The following is a 12,646-nucleotide window of genomic DNA, read 5'->3' as shown; positions in this document are numbered from 1 at the left end:
GAATGTGGACATGCCCAAACCGGGACATTCGAACGCCTGGGATGAACCTGTGCGTGTGTGTGTTCCGGCTCGGTTTCCGCTTCAGGACGGGGGATGGCGGTGGTCCAGGTAAGCTTTCGTTCACCGTTCTTCATTAAATTTCGGCCTAAGTTTTAGATCCCTGCCGTTCTTCGGAAGCGATGAGAGCATGGCCTTTGTATCCATTCTTCGGCAGTACGTGCTGCCAGTGTTGCTCTCGACGGCGCTGGTGACGTGTTCGACCGATGGCCTTATCCCGCCCGGCGAGGTGGACAACGGTACGCGGGTGGGGTCGATCTCTCCGCCTGAGCGTCGCGTCGCGGCGGCCCGGATGCAAACGGCACCAACTGAACAGGCCTATCCGGTTGCCAATACGCCGGTCAGCGATGCTGCCGGATCCGTCGACTATCTCAACACACCCAATCTTGCCGGAACGGGACAAACCCGCGTCCAGCGCCTGCCGCAAACGCTTCAGGCGCCGGCGCAGCCTAGGCGGCTGCCGATGATCGATAGCGACGAGGCAATGGCGGGCGCACAAGGTGCGGCCGGCTCGCTTCGAAGCCAGCCTTCGACCTGGGGCGGCACGCAGCAGCTCGCCGTGCCCGAGGGCGGTGTCAACATGGATGCTGAACTTGGCGCGGAGCCCGTGGTTGGCCTTGCCGAGGAGCAACAGCAGCAGATCGCCGAGGGGCAATCCGATCAGCCCGTTGTCGACGGCATCGGTACCGAAAATCCGACCCAGCTTAACCGTGCGCGTATCCCGGCGCCCGCAGCACAGGCGCGGATGGGCAACGCGCCTGTGTGGACCGATGGAAGGCCGGTCGTCGCCCCGGCGCGCGTGCCGGAGGAGAACGAGGAGCAGGAGGTCGCCATGCTGCGACCGAACAACCCGACCGCGCCGATGATGAGCGAACCAGCGGCTCCTGTGGATCCGAGCATGATGCCGGCCTCGGAACTTGCCTGCCGTCGCGAATTGAAGCGGATGGGTGTCGTCTATACCGAGAAGCCGCCGATCTCGCAGGGGCCCGCCTGCCAGGTGCCATATCCGATCTCCCTGGAGGGCCTTTCCGGCAACATCGGCGTCCAGCCGGCGGTGACGCTGAATTGCCAGGTGGCGCTCGCTTTCGCCAAATGGGTCAAGAACGAACTCGCGCCCTCCGCTCGCTTTCGCTACTGGTCCGGCATCAAGACCATTCAGCCGCTCGGTGGATATAGCTGCCGCCGTATGAACAACAGCCGGCAGCGCTACAACCCGATGTCTGAGCATGCCCGTGGCAACGCGATTGACGTCGGCAAGTTTGTCCTGAAGAGCGGTCACGCGATCGACGTGCGCAAGAAGGGGCTGTTCTCTTTCCGGGAAGGAAGGTTGCTGCAGGCCGTGCGCAGCGACAGCTGCAAGTATTTCAACACGGTGCTGGGACCGGGCAGCAATCCGGAGCACTGGAACCATTTCCACTTCGACCTGCGAGCACGCCAAAGCGGCAGGGTCTACTGCGATTGAAAAGGAAAGGCCGGCTCGAGAGCCGGCCCCAAGGCGAACGCGGCGTGGGCGGCGCCGCCCAACCGGGTCAGGTCATGTAATTACTGGTAATGCACTCTACTGCATGTCGAGGAAGCAAAAGGAGCGTAACGAGATCGCTCAGACGGCTGCTCCGCAAGGGGTGCGGCGGGACGGAGAGCGCTTGCTTGCCTCGCCGTCTTTATGGATGAGAAATATCACCGGCTGATGACATCTTGCCGCCGCCAGGTTTTCCATAGGGCCGAACGCGGGCATTTTCACGCAAGTGAATACTCTGTTCATCTTCATCGGGATGTCAAAACTACTTGAAGCGGCTATATAGCGCCCAGCAACTTCCGCCGCAGATGTCAGAAGAGCCCTTTATGGCCCCGATTATTTCCATCCGAAATCTCACCAAAACCTATGCCAACGGATTTCAAGCGCTGAAGGGCATCGACCTCGATGTCGAGCGAGGCGAGATTTTGGCGCTGCTCGGGCCGAACGGCGCGGGCAAGACGACAATGATCTCGATTGTTTGTGGCATCGCCAATCCGAGTGGCGGCACGGTCATCGTTGCCGGTCATGACGTGGTGAAGGATTTCCGGGCGACGCGCTCCATGATCGGTCTCGTCCCCCAGGAGCTAACGACGGACCAGTTCGAGACCGTTTGGAATACCGTCAGCTTCTCGCGCGGACTGTATGGCAAGCGACCCAATCCGGCGCATATCGAAAAGGTGCTGCGCGATCTGTCGCTATGGGACAAGAAGGACAACATGCTGCGGCAACTGTCCGGCGGCATGAAGCGGCGCGTGCTCATCGCCAAGGCGCTGTCGCATGAGCCGGAAATCCTGTTTCTCGACGAGCCCACGGCGGGCGTGGATGTGACGCTGCGGAAGGACATGTGGCATGTGGTCGAGAAGCTGCGCAAGGCGGGCGTGACGATCATCCTGACCACGCATTACATCGAGGAGGCGGAAGAGATCGCCGACCGCGTCGGTGTCATCAATGGCGGGCAGCTGCTGTTGGTGGAAGAGAAGACGGCCCTGATGGCGAAGCTTGGCCGCAAACAGCTCATTCTGGAACTGAACGAGCCGCTGCAAGCGCTGCCGGAGTGTTTTGCCGGCAACGGCCTCTCGCTCGCCGCGGACGGCAGTCGCCTGATCTACGATTTCGACGCACAGAATGAACAGGAGAGCGTCGCCACACTGCTGACGCGCCTCGGTGAGCAGAACATTCACTTCAAGGATCTTTCGACGCAGCAGAGCTCGCTGGAAGACATCTTCGTGGCGCTCGTGGGAGGAGCGAAATGAACGTCGAAGCCATCAAATCCATCTATTTCTTCGAAATGGCGCGGACGCGCCGGACGCTCCTGCAAAGTGTCGTTTCGCCGGTCATTTCGACATCGCTCTATTTCATCGTCTTCGGCGCGGCGATCGGTTCACGGATCCAGGAGGTGGAGGGTGTGTCCTATGGCGCGTTTATCACGCCAGGGCTGATCATGCTGACGCTGCTTGGCCAATGCATCAGCAACGGCTCCTTCGGGATCTATTTTCCGAAGTTCACCGGCACGATCTACGAGGTATTGTCGGCGCCAGTGGCAATGACCGAGATTTTGCTCGGCTACGTCGGGGCGGCGGCGACAAAGGGGCTGATGATCGGGGTGATCATCCTGCTGACTGCAAACGTCTTCGTGGAGGTCAGGATCGAGCATCCCGTGATGATGGTGCTGTTCTTTCTGTTGACGGCCATCACGTTCAGCCTATTCGGCTTCATGATTGGAATCTGGGCGACCAACTTCGAGCAGTTGAACCTCATTCCCATGCTGGTCGTGCCGCCGCTGACCTTCCTTGGCGGCAGCTTCTATTCGATCAGCATGCTGCCGCCGTTCTGGCAGGCGGTGAGCCACTTCAACCCGGTGCTCTATCTGGTAAGCGGTTTCCGCTGGAGCTTCTTTGGCATCGCCGACGTCAATCCGCTGGTAAGCCTTGGGATGATCTCACTCTTCCTCGTGCTTTGCCTCGGGACGCTGGGCTGGATCTTCCGGACAGGCTATAGGCTGCGGAGCTAAACGCGGATCGGCGGGGGCGGCCGGCCTTAATCGCGCATCCGAAGTTCGTCGGTCTGTATCTGCAATGAGCCGAGGGTAGACAGGAAGCTCATGCCGAGGAGGCTCTGATCGAGCTTGCCATCCTGCGCGACGCTGGCAGGAACGTTGTGGCGAATGATCGGGCCGATCGCGACCTCGGAAAGCGTAACGCGGGCGGCACGGGCGCGGCCATTGGCCGTCATGACGCTCATCGTATAATCGAGGTTGTCGGGCATGATGCCCACTCGCTCGGCATCCTCGCGGGACAGCGCGATCATGCTGGCGCCGGTATCGACCAGCATCGAAATGCTCTGGCCGTTGATCGTGACGTAGGCCTCGTAGTGCCCATTCAGGAGCTTGTGAAGGATCACCTCCTGACCGCCCTCGCTGGTGGTCACGACCACGGCGCGGCCCGGCACGAGACCGGCGAGCAGGCGGTTGCCGACGCCAAGCGCCTCCTGTCGGTAGAGATAGACGGTAGCAAGGCCGAGGATCAGGACGAGCCAGATCATCAGGTTGCGTAAAGTCTCGCTCGCGCTGGTGCGCCGCGCCCAAATGCCCGCGGCCAGCATCAATGCGATAGGAAGCAAATAGACAAAACGGCCGAAATCGTCGGTCCGCATACCGAAGATGCGGCTCGTGTCGTCGCTGAAGATGAGGACCGCGAAACCCAGGCCAAGGACCGCAAGAACAATCGTCAGACGGTTCATACATGCTGCTCCGCGCCGGCCTGGGTGGTCGGCTGTAATGGTATCGTCAGTCCGCTCGCGGCAAGTCGCGCGGGCAACAGGGTCATCAGTCGCCGGCGCTCCTCGTCGGAGAAGGATGTCCAGCCACCGATCTCCGGAAGCGTGCGGCCGCAACCTATGCACAGGCCGGTTCCCGGGTCGATCGAGCAGACATGGATGCAGGGTGTTTGCATGCGTTCTATATCGAGATTTCACGAAGCCATGGCAAGGGCGCAGAGGGCGGCGATTTCCGAAATCTGCTGGGTCGCGCCGAGCGTGTCGCCCGTGTGCCCGGCCAGTTTGCGACGGACGATGCGGGTGAAGGTCATGGCGGATAAACCACAGGCGAGAAGGGCACAGACGAGGGGCAGGAGACCGAAGCTCGGCCAGAGCATCAGAGCCGACAAGAGGCAGCCGGAGACGAGCGCCATATGCATCGCGCCTTCACCCGGCTGTCCGGCCGCCGCGGCGACGCCATCGGGTTTGGCCGGCGGCAGCCGATGCCAATGCCAGACGATCGCGGCGCGGCTGATGCAGGCAATCGCCGGGATAGCAAGCGCTGCGGCCAGGGGCGGCGCTGCGCGCGCGATCGCGGCGAGTGCCGCCGCTCGAAGCGCGAACGACAGGATCAGCGAGATCGCGCCATAGGTGCCGATGCGGCTGTCCTTCATGATCGACAGCGCATGATCGCGGTCGCGCCCACCACCGAGGCCGTCGGCGCAGTCGGCAATGCCATCCTCATGCAGCGCGCCGGTCAGTGCCGCCTGGACGGCAAGCGCGCAGAACGCCGACATCAGCCGGTCGGCGTGCAGGCCAAGCATGAGCAGGAAGACTAGAGCGGGCAGGAGTGCAATGAAAATGCCTGCCATGGGGAAGGTGCGGGAGGCTCTGTCCAGCTTGCCGTTGAAGCCGCCGAAGGCGAAAGACGGCATCGGAATGCGGCTGAGGAAGGCAACGGCACGAGCAAGGTCGGTCGCATAATTTCCGATGTACATTTTGACCCTGACTCCGCGACCATATGCAGCGCTTTAGGAGTTGTTCGCCTCGGCGCCTGCCTTTAAGAGAGTGGCGACGAAAGAAGCTGATTTGCAGCAAAAAAACAAGTTACCGACCAAGACAAGGAAACCGCATTCATGAGCGTTTCAGGCATGCCATTCGACGATTTTCGGGCACTTCTACGCGATCTGCCGGGACCGGATGCCAGGGCGCTGGCGGCCGCGCGCGAGCGCGATGCGCAGTTGACGAAGCCGCCCGGCGCGCTCGGACGGCTCGAGGAAATCGCCTTCTGGCTCGCAGCCTGGACGGGCAGGGTACCCGCGGTCAACCGGCCATTGGTGGCCATCTTTGCCGGCAATCACGGCGTCACCAGGCAGGGCATCACGCCGTTCCCGCCCACCGTGACACAGCAGATGGTCGAGAATTTCGCGGCTGGCGGCGCCGCGATCAATCAGATCTGCGTGGCCTATGACCTAGGTCTGAAGGTCTTCGATCTGGCGCTCGACTATCCGACGGGCGACATTACCGAAGAACCTGCATTGTCCGAGCGTGACTGTGCGGCGACCATGGCATTTGGAATGGAAGCAATTGCTGGCGGCACCGATCTTCTTTGCATCGGCGAGATGGGGATCGGCAACACCACGATCGCAGCGGCGATCAACTACGCCCTCTACGGTGGCACGGCGCGTGATTGGGTTGGTCCGGGTACGGGCTCCGAAGGCGACATGCTGGAGCGCAAGATCGCGGCCGTCGAGAGAGCGGTTGCGCTGCACAGCGATCATCTGGGCGATCCGCTGGAGATCATGCGCCGCCTCGGCGGGCGCGAGATTGCGGCGATGGCCGGGGCGATCCTTGCGGCGCGTGTCGAGCGGATCCCAGTTCTGATTGACGGCTATGTCGCGACCGCCGCCGGCGCCATCCTGAAGGCGGCCAATCCCTCGGCGCTTGATCACTGCCTGATCGGCCACGTCTCCGGCGAGCCGGGACATTTGCGAGCAATCGAGATGCTCGGCAAGACGCCGCTTCTGGCGCTTGGCATGCGGCTCGGCGAGGGGACGGGCGCGGCCCTTGCGGCCGGGATCGTCAAGGCAGCCGCCGCATGCCATTCCGGGATGGCAACATTCTCGCAAGCAGGCGTCAGCAACAAGCATTAAGCCTTCAGGCTCGTGACAGGTTGATGACAGAGTTCTTGCCGCGGGGACCGTGAACCGGTATTCGCAATTTCTGACCGATGGCGGCAATGGCCCGCCATCGAAGGACGACGAGGGCACTTGATGAAACCTGCCGTGACAAAACTCACCGGCATCAGCCACTTCTTTGCAGCCGCCAGCTATTCGCTGGGCGGTTTCAGGCGGCTTATCAAGGAGGCCGCGTTCCGGCAGGAACTGCTGTTTTTCGCGGTTTCGATGATCCTCCTGATCGCCGTTGGCGCCACGTTGGCGGAGATGATGATCGCGACCGTGCTGTTCCTCGCGCTCTTCGCCGTCGAGGCGCTGAACACCGCGATCGAGGAGGTCATCGACAGGATTTCGCCGGAGATCTCGATGGTCGGGAAGCACGCCAAGGATCTCGGCTCCTTCGCGGTCGTCTGCATGATCGCGGCGTGCGGTTTGTTCCTGCTGTTTACGATCGGGAAGCATTTGTTGTTTGGCTAACGACATCGCAACCAGCAGTGGCTTTTGGTTGTGTGTCTAGCCGTGATACATCGTGCAATTGCATTCGAAATATGACCGTTCTATCCCCGGGCGGAAAGTGGGGGATGCAATGGCGACTTTACCGGAAAAATCGGACCAATATCTTGGCGAGCGGTTCGAAGCCGCAGAACGCAACAGGCATGCCGTCCTACTCCTCGAAGCGGGGGTGGGCGCAACCGCCGCAGCATTTGTCGGCGCGGGTATGGCGCAGGCAGATGGAATTCTCGGTGGTTTCGGGGTGGGCGCGCTCATCGTTTTGGCGGGGATCGCGGTCGGAGGGTTCCTAGGCTTTCTGTTTTCCGTCCCCCCGTGTTTTGGCGAGAGACAATTCGGCGACCCTAGCTGCTGCTACGGCGTCAACAAACCCCTGCAAATCCGAAGGCCGCGGTGCTCGACTATCAAAATGCGACGTTGCCTGCAGCCGGAAAAGAGCGGCTTCTCGGATCCAATACCAACCTGGAACGCATCTCCGAGTGGCTGAGGACGATGCTCGTTGGTGTCGGCCTCACCGAGGTTGACTCGCTGGGTGATCGATTTCGCGATTTCAGTGATTTCCTAGCAGAAAGGGTAATGATCTTCAGAGATGGATCGTCGTCTGCGGGATTCTGCCAGCAGTGGGGCCGCTTCTTCTGGTCGCGGGCTTGGTCAGCGGCTTTATATTCTTCTATTTGTATACTCGCATCTATCTCTCACCGCTGTTCCTTTACGTTGAAAAAATACTAACTGATCCTGGGGCCGAACGGCTGAAACAGGAAATGGTGAACGAGGTCAAGAAGGTCGCCACATCACTGCCGCAGGACAGCCCAATGATAACGTATGCATCTCGGGCATCGAGCCTGTCTGTTAACGACAGTCTCAACGTTATTGCAAACTTGCTTTACCAGACAGGAGGATATCTGACGGCTACCGAACTGGGGAATAAATTGACGGCAACGCCGGCAGTGAAACTATCGCGATACTGGTTCTTGATGGCTGTTGCCTATGGTCAGAAGCATCATTATTTGCCGAACGACGCATCCCCCGATGAGCGGCGGATTGCGCGAGATGCTGTCCTGCACGCTGCGCGCAAGGCGGTCGAGCTCAGCGAAGCTGCGAAACGGGCTCTAAAAAACTTGACTGATCCGACCAGCATCGACAATGACCTGCAGGACTTCGAAGATGATCCGGATTTCAACGGGATCGTCGACTAGACTTTTATGCAAAACTCCGGCGCCTGCGTGAAACCGCTGGCGCATCCTCGACGGCCGGGACGGTCTGCAGCACACGTTTGGCGGGCAGGATGGCGATGACTTCGGTGCCCTCGCGCAGCTTCGACTTGAGGATGAACTGGCCGTCGTGCTTGGCGAGGATTGCCTGAACAATCGGCAAGCCGAGGCCGGTGCCTTGTTCGGCGCTCTTGATCGCAATCGAGCCCTGGCCGAAAGCTGAAAGAACAACCGGGATCTCTTCTTCAGGAATCCCGGGACCGTTGTCCTTGATCGAGATGTATTGGCCACCGCCTGCGGTCCAGCCGACCTTGACGTGGATTTCGCCGGCTTGCGGCGTGAACTTCACGGCGTTCGAAAGCAGGTTGAGGATGACCTGTCGCAGCGACTTCTCGTCTGCCCAGACGGCCGGCAATTCTGGCTCGAACTGCTGGGAGATGGTGATGTTCTTGCCGCGGGCTCGCAACTGCACCATGCCGATGCAGTCTTCGGAGATGTTCAGCAGCGAGATTGCCTCCTCGCTGAGCTCGTACTTGCCGGCTTCGATGCGCGAGAGATCGAGGATCTCGTTGATGAGGTTCAGCAGATGTTCGCCCGATCGGTGGATGTCGCCGGTATATTCCTTGTAGGTCGGATTGTTGAGCGGCCCCATCACCTCAGCCGACATGACCTCGGAGAAGCCCAGGATGGCATTAAGCGGCGTTCTCAGCTCATGCGACATGGATGCGAGGAAGCGGGACTTTGCAAGGTTTGCTTCTTCCGCCCGGCGGCGGGCTTCATCCGACATGGACTTTGCGACTTCCAACTCGGCGATCAGATCGTCCTTCTCGGCCTGGTAGGCGAGGATCTTGAGGTTGGACTGGAACAGCCGGTCGCTGATGTAGTTGAAGAGGATGACCGTCGTGGTGAAGACGGTCGTCAGGCTGATCTCGAGCATTTCGCGGGAGAGGCCGGCCTTTGCAATCAGTCCCAGAACGACGGGTGCGAAGGTAATGAGCACCGACGGCGTCAGCATGAAATTCGACATCGCCGTGATCGAAAGCGCAATAAGCAGTGTGGCGCCCTTGTAGAGCAGGAAGCTCGAGGGCTCGCAGGCGGTGCAGTCCTGCAGGGCGAACACTACCCAGCAGCAGCCGACCATGAATTGCCCAAGCAGGAGAACGCGGCGCCATTTGCGCGCTGTCGTTGCATTGATTTCCTGGCCTCTGGCCCGGCGCGCTAGAAATACATTCGTGGCATGGCCCGTCAGCGTCAGCAGCGCCCACAGGAAGATCTGGGTGTTCTCAGTGAAATAGACGCCGAGAGCGGCCATGATCGTGACAAAGAGTGGGACGATCGATGCGCCCTGGAGGACCGCGTTGATGTACATGACGAGCACGTCGCGATCGAATGCGCCGCTTCCGGCATGGCTCGACTGGAGGCGCTCCCGCGTCAGCCGGACAGCCTTCGACACTGGCTTGTTCCGGTGACTGCGTGACTTGTCGACGATGTTCTTATCGGTCGATGTGCTAACGCCAGTACTCATTGTGTACGTTGAAACTTGATCCGCGGGTGTCTACACCCTAAACGGCAATTCTTAAGATGATGTTAGCCATCTTTGCCAAGGATTTGTTTTTTAAGGAGGCGAAAGCGTGACGCGCGGTTTGCGAGTGATGCGCGACGGCGTGACGGCGCTGGCTCTGTTGGCATTCCTGTGGTTGATCGCGGCCAAGCTGAACGACAGGGCCGAGACGGACCATGCTGGCCAATTTCATGCTGTTGACGGCGATAGTCTGAATCTCGGCAGCGAGCGTATGCGGCTCTACGGCATCGATGCCCCCGAGCTCAGCCAGACATGCGAGCGGGAAGGCGCGCGATGGGCTTGCGGTCGGGAGGCGAAGAAAGCGTTGCAAGCGCTTGTTCGACCCGGCGATACGCGCTGCGGTGGAACCGAACGGGATCGTTTTGACCGCATGCTGGTGATCTGTCATGCCGGCGGCATCGACCTGAACGCGGAAATGGTGCGCAAGGGCATGGCAGTATCCTACGGTGCTTACCTTGATGAGGAGACGCAAGCAAAGGTCGAGAAAGTCGGGTTGTGGGCGGGTGCGTTCGAAATGCCCCGCAGCGTGCGCGACCACGCGCCGCGATCGGATACCCGCGGCATCATGGGGCCGCTCGGATGGTGAGCGGGAAGGCTCCGCCAGACGAGCAGGCGCTCGATATTCTCCGGCAGGAAATTGCGGCCTGTCGCATCTGTCGGGATACGCCGCTTGGCGGCGCGGACGCTCGCTTGCCGCACGAGCCGCGGCCGGTCGCGGTGGTATCGTCGAAGGCGAGGATATTGATCGCGGGGCAGGCACCAGGTCTTAAGGTTCAAGAGACTGGCCTGCCATTCAACGATGCATCCGGCGATCGCCTGCGGGACTGGCTGCAGGTCGATCGAGAGACGTTCTATGACCGCGACTGTTTCGCCATCGTGCCGATGGGCTTCTGTTTTCCCGGTTATGATGCCAAGGGCAGTGATTTGCCGCCGCGGCGCGAATGTGCACCGCATTGGCGGAGCAGGGTCATTTCGGCAATGCCGCAGATCGAGCTTATCCTTGCAGTCGGCCAGTATGCGCAGGCTTGGCACATGCGCACGGAACGCCGCCAAAACATGACCGAGACGGTGCGGGCTTGGCGGACGACGCATTCACCGACACATCTGCCGTCAATCCTGCCGTTGCCGCATCCGAGCTGGCGCAACACCGGTTGGATCAAGCGTAACTTATGGTTCGAGGAGGAGTTGCTGCCCGTGCTGCGGGAACGGGTCGGCGCGCTGCTGCGCTGAAAAAAAATTCTTTTAACCTGCCGGAATCGCGCTATACAGAGAAAATAAATTCGAAGGGGCTTTTCCAGATGGACCGTCTTGACCGCAAAATCCTGCGTCTCTTGCAGGAAGATTCGACTTTGGCTGTTGCCGACCTTGCCAAGAAGGTCGGGCTTTCCACGACACCATGCTGGCGGCGCATCCAGAAGATGGAAGAGGACGGCGTGATCAAGCGCCGCGTTGCGATCCTCGATCCGGAAAAGGTCAATACCAAGGTTACGGTCTTTGTGTCGATCCGGACGGCAACGCACTCGATCGAGTGGCTGCGGCGCTTTTCCGAGGTCGTTGCCGATTTTCCCGAGGTGGTCGAGTTCTATCGCATGAGCGGCGATGTGGACTACCTGTTGCGTGTGGTTGTGCCTGACATTGCCGCCTACGACGCCTTCTACAAGCGGATGATCGCCAAGATCGAGATCCGCGATGTGTCGTCCGCCTTTGCCATGGAGCAGATCAAGTATTCGACGCAACTGCCGCTCGATTACATGATCCTCGATAACGCGAAGTCGAACGAGGACTGACAAGCGACAGCGGCGCAGCGTTATTCGCTCTGCCGCAGATTTCTCAGCCGGTCGAACAGAACCGCAAGAACGATCGCGCCGCCGATGAAGGTCCCTTGCCAGAAGGCATTGATGCCCAATAGGCCAAGGCTGTTGCGGATAACCTCGATCAAGGCGGCGCCGACAAGGGCGCCGAAGGCGGTACCGACACCGCCGGCGAGATTGGCGCCGCCGATGACGGCTGCGGCGATGACCTGCAGTTCCATTCCGGCGCCGATGTTCGTCGTGACGGCTCCGAGCCAGCCTGTCTGGATGATGCCGGCAACACCGGCCGAGAGAGCCGAGATCATGTAGACTGCGACCTTGATCTTCCTGACCGGCACGCCGGTCAGGGTCGCGGCGTGTTCGTTTCCACCGATGGCGAAGACGTAGCGACCGAAGCGTGTCCAGCGCAGCACGAAGCCGGTCAGCAAAGCCAGCACAGCCATGTAAAGCACGGGATTGGCGATGCCGAAGAGCCATGCACCGCCGCCGAGCGCCAGCAGCTTGTCGTGATCGGGGCCGAACTGGAAGACGACGGTGTTGTTCGAGGCCACCATCGCGAGGCTTCGGGCGATCGACAGCATTCCGAGCGTGACGACGAAGGGCGGGAATCCGAGGTAGGCGATCAGAATGCCGTTGAAGGCGCCGACCACCAGCGCTGTGCCGATCGAGGCTGCAATGCCCGTTCCGATGCCATAGCCGGCATGCATGGTGATCGCAAGGATCATGCTGCAGAGGCAAAGCACTGACCCGACCGACAGGTCGATTCCACCGGTGATGATGACCAGCGTCATGCCAAGCGCAATAATCGCGACGAAGGTGACGTTGCGGGTGATGTTGTAAAGGTTGGTGGGCGTGGCGAAGGAGCTCGTGGCGAAGGATAGGAAGATGCAGGCGAGGACGACGGCAACGAGCACCCAAAAGGTCTGACTGGCGAAAATGGACGAGAACCAGTTGCGCTGCTTCTGCGCTATCGTCTGATCGAGGGTTATTGCCATGGTCGACCTTCGCTTACGTTAACTACCGTGTGC

14 protein-coding genes are annotated in these 12,646 nt (G+C 60.5%); 9 read left to right on the top strand and 5 right to left on the bottom strand.

Annotated elements, in window-relative coordinates; translation table 11 throughout:
* Positions 1-187 precede the first annotated feature (187 nt).
* The 3 genes from ATY80_RS21535 (at position 188) to ATY80_RS21525 (ending at position 3,584) form a co-directional block, all read left to right on the top strand.
* Positions 188-1,519: an extensin family protein gene (locus ATY80_RS21535; RefSeq protein ID WP_088694348.1), complete on the top strand. Its 1,332-nt coding sequence runs from the start codon at positions 188-190 to the stop codon at positions 1,517-1,519.
* 380 nt (positions 1,520-1,899) lie between these two features.
* Positions 1,900-2,826, top strand: coding sequence for an ABC transporter ATP-binding protein (locus tag ATY80_RS21530; RefSeq protein ID WP_088694347.1), 927 nt, complete (start codon positions 1,900-1,902; stop codon positions 2,824-2,826).
* Positions 2,823-3,584 (top strand): ABC transporter permease, encoded by a 762-nt coding sequence (locus ATY80_RS21525; protein ID WP_088694346.1) that lies wholly within the window; start codon positions 2,823-2,825, stop codon positions 3,582-3,584. The genes ATY80_RS21530 and ATY80_RS21525 overlap by 4 nt, the downstream gene beginning before the upstream one ends.
* Positions 3,585-3,610: 26 nt before the next feature.
* On the opposite strand, the gene ATY80_RS21520 is transcribed toward ATY80_RS21525, so the two are convergent.
* The 3 genes from ATY80_RS21520 to ATY80_RS21510 are packed head-to-tail and all read right to left on the bottom strand — an operon-like array spanning position 3,611 to position 5,325.
* On the bottom strand, positions 3,611-4,312 hold the full coding sequence (locus ATY80_RS21520; RefSeq protein WP_088694345.1) for a TIGR02281 family clan AA aspartic protease: 702 nt from the start codon (positions 4,310-4,312) through the stop codon (positions 3,611-3,613).
* Positions 4,309-4,524 carry a DUF1289 domain-containing protein gene (locus ATY80_RS21515; protein ID WP_088694344.1) on the bottom strand — a complete coding sequence of 72 codons (216 nt, stop codon included), beginning with the start codon at positions 4,522-4,524 and terminating at the stop codon, positions 4,309-4,311. Before ATY80_RS21515 ends, ATY80_RS21520 begins: the two co-directional genes overlap by 4 nt.
* Positions 4,525-4,542: 18 nt before the next feature.
* Positions 4,543-5,325, bottom strand: coding sequence for an adenosylcobinamide-GDP ribazoletransferase (locus ATY80_RS21510; protein WP_088694343.1), 783 nt, complete (start codon positions 5,323-5,325; stop codon positions 4,543-4,545).
* Positions 5,326-5,463: 138 nt separating this feature from the next.
* On the opposite strand from ATY80_RS21510, the gene cobT reads away from it, so the two are divergent.
* The 3 genes from cobT to ATY80_RS21490 all read left to right on the top strand — a co-directional run bounded on the left by cobT (position 5,464) and on the right by ATY80_RS21490 (position 8,210).
* Complete coding sequence (gene cobT / locus ATY80_RS21505; protein ID WP_088694342.1) at positions 5,464-6,480, top strand: nicotinate-nucleotide--dimethylbenzimidazole phosphoribosyltransferase; 1,017 nt, start codon at positions 5,464-5,466, stop codon at positions 6,478-6,480.
* Between the two features lie 120 nt (positions 6,481-6,600).
* Entirely contained in the window at positions 6,601-6,981 is a 381-nt protein-coding gene (locus ATY80_RS21500; RefSeq protein ID WP_088694341.1) for a diacylglycerol kinase, read from the top strand.
* 653 nt (positions 6,982-7,634) lie between these two features.
* The gene (locus ATY80_RS21490) at positions 7,635-8,210 is read left to right on the top strand and encodes a hypothetical protein (protein ID WP_088694339.1); all 576 of its coding nucleotides are present in this window, start codon (positions 7,635-7,637) and stop codon (positions 8,208-8,210) included.
* 4 nt (positions 8,211-8,214) lie between these two features.
* Here the strand turns inward: ATY80_RS21490 and ATY80_RS21485 are convergent, their stop codons facing one another.
* On the bottom strand, positions 8,215-9,750 hold the full coding sequence (locus ATY80_RS21485; RefSeq protein WP_088694338.1) for a HAMP domain-containing sensor histidine kinase: 1,536 nt from the start codon (positions 9,748-9,750) through the stop codon (positions 8,215-8,217).
* 106 nt (positions 9,751-9,856) lie between these two features.
* On the opposite strand from ATY80_RS21485, the gene ATY80_RS21480 reads away from it, so the two are divergent.
* The 3 genes from ATY80_RS21480 (at position 9,857) to ATY80_RS21470 (ending at position 11,594) form a co-directional block, all read left to right on the top strand.
* Complete coding sequence (locus tag ATY80_RS21480) at positions 9,857-10,393, top strand: thermonuclease family protein (RefSeq protein WP_088694337.1); 537 nt, start codon at positions 9,857-9,859, stop codon at positions 10,391-10,393.
* A complete protein-coding gene (locus ATY80_RS21475; protein ID WP_088694336.1) occupies positions 10,387-11,037 on the top strand; it encodes a uracil-DNA glycosylase family protein in 651 nt (216 codons plus the stop codon). The genes ATY80_RS21480 and ATY80_RS21475 overlap by 7 nt, the downstream gene beginning before the upstream one ends.
* Positions 11,038-11,105: 68 nt before the next feature.
* On the top strand, positions 11,106-11,594 hold the full coding sequence (locus ATY80_RS21470) for an Lrp/AsnC family transcriptional regulator (RefSeq protein ID WP_007533095.1): 489 nt from the start codon (positions 11,106-11,108) through the stop codon (positions 11,592-11,594).
* A gap of 20 nt (positions 11,595-11,614) precedes the next feature.
* On the opposite strand, the gene ATY80_RS21465 is transcribed toward ATY80_RS21470, so the two are convergent.
* The gene (locus tag ATY80_RS21465) at positions 11,615-12,613 is read right to left on the bottom strand and encodes an ABC transporter permease (RefSeq protein ID WP_088694335.1); all 999 of its coding nucleotides are present in this window, start codon (positions 12,611-12,613) and stop codon (positions 11,615-11,617) included.
* Positions 12,614-12,646 lie beyond the last annotated feature (33 nt).

Source organism: Rhizobium sp. R711 (assembly GCF_002211365.1).
In the GTDB taxonomy this organism is placed as follows: Bacteria; Pseudomonadota; Alphaproteobacteria; order Rhizobiales; family Rhizobiaceae; genus Rhizobium.
Note: the sequence above shows the minus strand (reverse complement) of the source record. Positions and strands in the feature narration are given on the sequence as shown.